Annotated in this window: 1 protein-coding gene; it reads left to right on the top strand. The window is 63.0% G+C overall.

The window, feature by feature from the left end; genetic code table 11:
* Positions 1–2,436: tetratricopeptide repeat protein (locus ACYVDE_RS20310; RefSeq protein ID WP_460503357.1), on the top strand; the 2,436-nt coding region annotated here is incomplete at both ends.

The following is a 2,436-nucleotide window of genomic DNA, read 5'->3' as shown; positions in this document are numbered from 1 at the left end:
CAGACCCCGCCGCCGCTGACCGCACCGCCGACGCCGAGTACTACTACGCCGTGAGCGGCCTCTACCTGTCGCACCCCGACGCCGAGGGCCTGATTCTGAATTTCGCGGCCCGGCATCCGGCCCACCCGCGCGCCGCCGTGGCCTACTTCGAGCTGGGCAAGTTCTACTTCGACCAGAAAGACTACGAGGCCGCCATTCGCTACTTTACCAAGGTAGCGCCCGACAACCTGAGCAACGACCAGCGCGCCGAGTCCGATTTTAAGCTGGCCTACAGCTACTTTGAGCAAAAGGACTACGAAAAGTCCCGCCTGCTGTTCGACCGCAATAAGCAGGTGCAGAGCCAGTACAAGTACGCCAGCTCGTACTACGCCGGCTACCTGGCTTACCGCGCTGGCGACTACGCCGCCGCCCGCAACGACCTGAGCGTGGCCGAGCAGAACGACGCCTACAAGGCGGTGGTGCCGGCCATCATGACGCAGATTTACTACAAGGAAGGCAACTACGATGGCTTGATTGCCTACGCTGGTAAGGCCCTGCAGCAGACCCCGCCGCCACAGAACTCCGACGAAATCCAGCTGCTGCTCGGCGATGCCTACTACCAGAAGGCTCAGTACAAGGAAGCTGCTGAGAACTTCGATAAGTACGCCGGGCTGCACCAGGGCCGCATCGAGCCGGCCTTACAGTATAAGATTGGCTTTGCCAATTACAAGATGGGCGACTTCAAGGGCGCCATTGCCAGCCTGAAAAACGTGGCCGTGCTGCGCGACTCATTAGGCCAGAACGCCGCCTACCATTTGGGCCTGAGCTACATCCAGACCGGTCAGAAGCGCGAGGCTGTGACGGCTTTCGAGGCCGCCCGCCAGAGCACCTTCGACCGGAACATTGCTGAAAATGCCACCCTGAAGCTGGGCCAGGTGCAGTACGAGCTAGGCAACCTGCCCGAAACCATTGCCGTGCTGCGCGATTTCCGCAAGCGCTTCCCGCGCTCGAAAAACCAGCCGGTGGTCGATGATTTGCTGAGCAACAGTTTTTTATCTAGCACCGACTACGGGCAGGCGCTGGCCTATCTCGAAGGCATCGACGACCGCAGCGACAAGCTGAACGCTACCTACCAGCGCGTGGCCTACGCCCAGGCCGCCACGCTATACAACAACGGCAACTACGCCCAGGCGCTGCCGCTGCTGGATAAGTCATTGAAATTTCCGGCCGATGACGGCCTGCGTGCCGCTGCTCAGGTGCTGCGCGGCGAGATTTTCAGTGTGGGCCAGCAGTATCCGGATGCCATCACGGCCTACGCGGCGGCGGCCCGCTCGGCCCGGCAGGGCGGTGTGAGCCCCGAGGAAGCTGACTTCGAGCAAAAGGCCCGCTACGGCCTCGGATACGCCTACTACAACACCAAGCAGTACGACCGCGCCCGCGCCCAGTTCCAGGCCTTCCTGAACGATATCGATGCCAAGCCGTCGGACATCAACTACTACGACGCCACGCTGCGCCTGGCCGATACCTACTACATCGCCAAAAGCTACCCGCAGGCGCTGACGCTCTACGACAAAGTCATTCAGGCCAACGCCGCCGATAAGGACTACGCCTACTACCAGAAGGGCCGCACGCTGGGCGCCATGGGCCGCCGCGAGGAAGCCAGCAGCACCCTTGCCGCCCTGCTGAAAACCAGCCCCAACTCACGCTACGCCGAGGATGCCGTGTTCCAGCAGGCCCAGCTTTCGTTTGAAGCGGGCGACTACCAGCCGGCCGCCGCGGGCTTCTCGAAGCTGATTGACAACCGGCCCAACAGCTCGCTTATTCCGCAGGCGCTGCAGAAGCGCGGCGTGTCCTACGCCAACCTGGAGCAGCAGGACAAGGCCGTGGCCGACTTCCAGCGTGTGCTCACGGAGTACCCGCGCAGCGAGGCCGCTTCGCAAGCGCTGTATAGCCTGCAGGAAAGCCTGACTGCCCTGGGCCGTACCGAAGAATTTGATGCGGCGCTGGCCGGCTTCAAAGCCCAGAACCCCGACAGCAAGGCCACCGAAAGCGTGGAATTTGAAGCGGCGAAGTCGCTGTATCTGGCTGAGAAATACCAGCCCGCCATCCTGCGCCTGGAGTCGTACTTGAAGCAGTACCCGCAGTCGGCCCTGGGCCCGGATGCCCGGTTCTTCCTGGCCGATTCGTACCTGAAAACCGGCGACCGCCAGCAGGGTCTGACCCGCCTGCGCGCCGTGGTAGAGGAAGGCAAGTCGGAGTTCGTGAACCGCGCCGTGGGCCGTCTGGCCGACCTCGAATTCGAGAACAAGAACTACGCCGAGGCCGCTAAGCTCTACGAGCGCCTACGCGGGGCCAGCACCAACCGGCGCGAAGTGGCCAACGCCACCCTCGGCCAAATGCGCAGCCTCTACGAGAGCGCCGACTATGCCGGCACCCGCCGCGTGGCCGAGGAGCTGC

It is taken from the genome of Hymenobacter agri, assembly GCF_054778495.1.
Note: the sequence above shows the minus strand (reverse complement) of the source record. Positions and strands in the feature narration are given on the sequence as shown.